This is a genomic window from Photorhabdus sp. RM96S (assembly GCF_042879335.1).
GTDB classification, from domain to species: domain Bacteria; phylum Pseudomonadota; class Gammaproteobacteria; order Enterobacterales; family Enterobacteriaceae; genus Photorhabdus; species Photorhabdus kayaii.
Genome location: NZ_JBHFKT010000091.1, coordinates 1 through 3,201 on the forward strand (window position 1 = coordinate 1; position 3,201 = coordinate 3,201).

5 protein-coding genes are annotated in these 3,201 nt (G+C 47.9%); 1 reads left to right on the forward strand and 4 read right to left on the reverse strand.

Translation table 11 applies throughout. The features are described 5' to 3' along the window. Positions 1–283: 283 nt before the first annotated feature. From ACGF49_RS24195 to ACGF49_RS24205, 3 genes are all read right to left on the reverse strand, one after another. Positions 284–730, reverse strand: a complete 447-nt coding sequence (locus tag ACGF49_RS24195) for a hypothetical protein (RefSeq protein ID WP_113044208.1) — start codon at positions 728–730, stop codon at positions 284–286. A 292-nt stretch (positions 731–1,022) separates the two neighbouring features. After that, positions 1,023–1,184, reverse strand: coding sequence for a hypothetical protein (locus ACGF49_RS24200; protein ID WP_158536622.1), 162 nt, complete (start codon positions 1,182–1,184; stop codon positions 1,023–1,025). Between the two features lie 81 nt (positions 1,185–1,265). After that, complete coding sequence (locus tag ACGF49_RS24205) at positions 1,266–1,916, reverse strand: hypothetical protein (RefSeq protein WP_113044209.1); 651 nt, start codon at positions 1,914–1,916, stop codon at positions 1,266–1,268. 298 nt (positions 1,917–2,214) lie between these two features. Here ACGF49_RS24205 and ACGF49_RS24210 point away from each other — a divergent pair, with 298 nt between their 5' ends. After that, a complete protein-coding gene (locus ACGF49_RS24210) occupies positions 2,215–2,544 on the forward strand; it encodes a hypothetical protein (protein WP_113044211.1) in 330 nt (109 codons plus the stop codon). 230 nt (positions 2,545–2,774) lie between these two features. Here the strand turns inward: ACGF49_RS24210 and ACGF49_RS24215 are convergent. After that, positions 2,775–3,201 (reverse strand): tyrosine-type recombinase/integrase (locus ACGF49_RS24215; protein WP_387493206.1); only part of this gene is annotated, 427 nt, incomplete at its 5' end.

The following is a 3,201-nucleotide window of genomic DNA, read 5'->3' on the forward strand; positions in this document are numbered from 1 at the left end:
ATTATTTAGCCCATCATCTCCTATAGGAATATCAGTTAAGACAAGAACAGAACCATTCTCAATTTCTATCGCCTTAATAATCTTTTGATTAAATATAATTAAGTGCCCATTGATATTAATCTTGTTATTGTTAACTAAGATAACCATTTTGTTCTCCTATTTTTTTGAATAGCCCGTTCATTAGTAAATGTATCGGTCCTTTGCCCCATAAGATCAAACTGAGTTCCTCCTCCTTTATAACCAAACAGACTTCCCATATTAAATGCATTACTGTCTACAACAATTACGTAGAAAAAAACAAATAAAGCCAAACAATATAAAATAACCTAGATAACCATAATGACGTATTTTGAAGGCTTATTTCCATTTCAAAAACAAACTCTTTTATGAATTCAATATTATTTCTATGTGCAAATTTTCTTTTTGAGAAAAATCTGCAATGAATAAGAAAAACAAGAATTGCAAACACTCCAATAAAATAACCAGCAAAGGAAATTAAATTTTCATTTTTAATAAATTCAAACAAAATTCCAGACATATAAATAACAAATAATATTATCATGGAAAAATTAGCAAGTTTGTTTTTATTAAAAAAACAAAAATCAAAAAAGAGCAACGGAGATTTTACACTTCTTAGTGAAACTTTTTTGTTCAAGCCAAAATAGATGAAGCAGGCAAGAAATCCCAACAGACTCAAGACCATCAAAATAAACGGAATATATACAATCATGCTCACTTATCCTTAAACTGCGTATTACCGCGAAGAAGCTCGCTCTTTAACGGCATTTTTCAAGATAACTTTCTCATCGATGAGGTATTAGCATCTATTGTCTACTTCACCAAGATACCAATGTTCTGAGTAAAAAGGGTTACCTCTTGGCGATACTTATCCCTGACAACAGAACGACAACTGGTATCCCCCTGACAGTTGACCAGTTCCTCACTCCTTGAACGATTCTGGTCAACGCTTAGCTGATTATTGTCTACAACAATCCTGACCAGAAGGCCAGAATTCTTATTAGCTAAGAACCGGGAGGGGGAAATTTCTCTTTGCTTTCTTTTAGGTTAGCTAAAATCGACGCTCCAATACCTAAAGGTATCCCTCCTGCAATACCCACTTTAGCAGCATATATAACATCATTAAGACTAAAGTCTATTTCGCCAAATTGATAATAAGCAATCATTCCGACGACAAATCTTATAAGTAAGGTTGTAATAAATAACTATGCAATAGTGGATAGAGTCAGAAAAAACAATCGTAGATTTCATTTTTTACTCCAGTTTTTATTTAACTTCTCTTCTACTGTACTGCCCGCAACTTCAGAGCTTATTGCACCAGAACCCGCACCAATGGCTTCAGCAACAGCTCCTGATACTACAGGTTTAAATTTATCAGTAACTACTTTACCGGTCCCTGCACCTATCACGTTACCAATACCTGCACCAATTACAGGCGATAAAGGATCTTTCCCTTGCAATTTAGCGCCTGCATAGGCACCAGTAATACTCGCTATTTCTGTAAACCAAAAGCCTTTGCCTTGTGTTACTGCCCCCGTTCCCGTGGCTATCAATGCGTCAGTCATGTTCACGGGGCCATTTGTCAATTGATTACTAACATTAGCGGTTCCACTGATGATACCTCCAGCAAAAATACTTCCCACTGTTGCTCCTGATGGTAGTAACAGTGGTGCTGCTACCGTGGACATTCCTGTCCCCCAAGCGACTAACAACCCTCTTACCGGATCTTGCCCTTCCGGGTGATCACCTTTGGCATGTTTTGACAATGCCGCTGAAATCTCTTGAAGAGATTTACCTTCATTTAACATCGCGGTAGCCAGACTGGATGCTGACCGACCGTAATCCATCATTCCTTTGGGTAAGCTCAGGGCATTATTATCCGCAACAACCCATTCCATTGCGAAGTGAGCCAGAGAACAGCGATTTTCCCTGTCCACTCAGTCAGTTACAACCCGTTTTTTCCGATGTGCGTTCACCGCCGTACCCAAAATCCCCTGACGCGCTTTTCGCCCCTGAACGCCGGTTTTTCCCGCCGCGCTCTGGTCAGGGTAGCGCCTTTTTCGGCAACGGGCGAACGTCGCCCAACTTGTTTGGGCGGCGGGTGCCCGTTCTGCGGGCGCGGGCGGCAGAGAGCCCGCAAGCGGCGCCCCTGTGACGCTCGGGGGCACCAGGGTTTCGGGTTGCGCATGACCTTGCATGACCTCGCGATTTTGTTCAGGGAAGCCCTCGGGGGCTGCACGGGGCGGAGATGGCGAGCACGGAGACGAGCAACGGAGCGCAGCGCAGTGTGAGCCAGCGCAGCCAGTGCAGCAGGGTTGGGGCGGGGGGAAGTCAATGAGCGGAGGCCGCAGGCCGACCTGCCTTCAGGGTTGTTGGCCGGACGTTGGCACGGCAGCTAAAGAAGAACACGGGTTTTTGCCGAGGACTGGCTCAGCGGCTGACAGCAGAAGGCGTCAGCCTTGTGCGCCACACCCGCTAATGCTGACCCGCGGGGGCGCAAGACATAATGCCAATTATACGCATTAAGCCGCTCATCGATGCTCAGGCGGTTGCCCTGGCTCGCCGGCGCAGTGCGTATAATTCCCCCCGCATTATGTTCAATAGGCGTTGGGCGGCCTGGACCGGCTCAACGGGGACGTCAGCGGTTGGGCCGCCTGACGACTATTTACCCCCGCGTGCGCCGAGGCTAACGGGCAGTCCGGCTACGGTCTGCCCCCACACCGAACCCACCCAACTCAACGGGGGCGTACGGACGGTCAGCGGGTATCGGGGGGGCAGGTCGGCTCTGAACTGTCCGGCAGCGTGTCCGTGTCGGCGTTATCGTCGGCGTACAGGTCGGCCAGTAAACCCACCTCATCGGCGTCGCTGACTTTTTCGTCGGCCATTTGCTCCGCCGGATGGGTGCTGGCGTGCACCGCCTGCAAGGCCCGGATAGAGACCTGCGTATACACCTGGGTTGACTCTACGCTGGCATGGCCTAACATGGCCTGTATCCACCGCAGGTCCGCCCCGTTCTCCAGCATCTGGGTCGCCATCGCATGCCGAAACAGGTGGCAGGCACCTTTTTTCTCAATGCCGGCGGCCCGGATATAGCCGCTCACGGCATTCGTGATACCGTTCGGCTGCAACCCGTCGAGACCGTCCATTGCCACGAACAGCGACTGGATGTCCGGGGTGACCAGC